The organism is Leifsonia sp. SIMBA_070, from assembly GCF_046534635.1.
GTDB lineage: Bacteria > Actinomycetota > Actinomycetes > Actinomycetales > Microbacteriaceae > Leifsonia.
Genome location: NZ_JAWRYK010001049.1, coordinates 1 through 230, shown reverse-complemented (window position 1 = coordinate 230; position 230 = coordinate 1). Strand labels below are relative to the sequence as shown.

The window sequence follows — 230 nt, the reverse complement described above, 5'->3', positions numbered from 1 at the left end:
GAGAGCAGGAAGGGAATCCGCCAGCCCCAGGACAGGAACTGTTCCTCGCTGAGGCTCGTGCTCAGCACGTAAATCACGAAGGTTGCCAGGATCATCCCGATGGGCACCCCGATTTGCGGGTACGCGCCGAAGAGTCCGCGCTTGTCCGCCGGTGCGTGTTCCACGGACAGCAGGGCCGCGCCGCCCCATTCCCCTCCGGCGGAAAAGCCCTGCAGGATGCGCAGCAGGAC

The 230-nt window shown here is 65.7% G+C and carries 1 protein-coding gene; it reads right to left on the bottom strand.

Annotated elements, in window-relative coordinates:
* Nucleotides 1-230, bottom strand: a 230-nt coding sequence (locus SB754_RS23345) for an MFS transporter (protein WP_410784612.1), incomplete at both ends; no start/stop codon positions are given.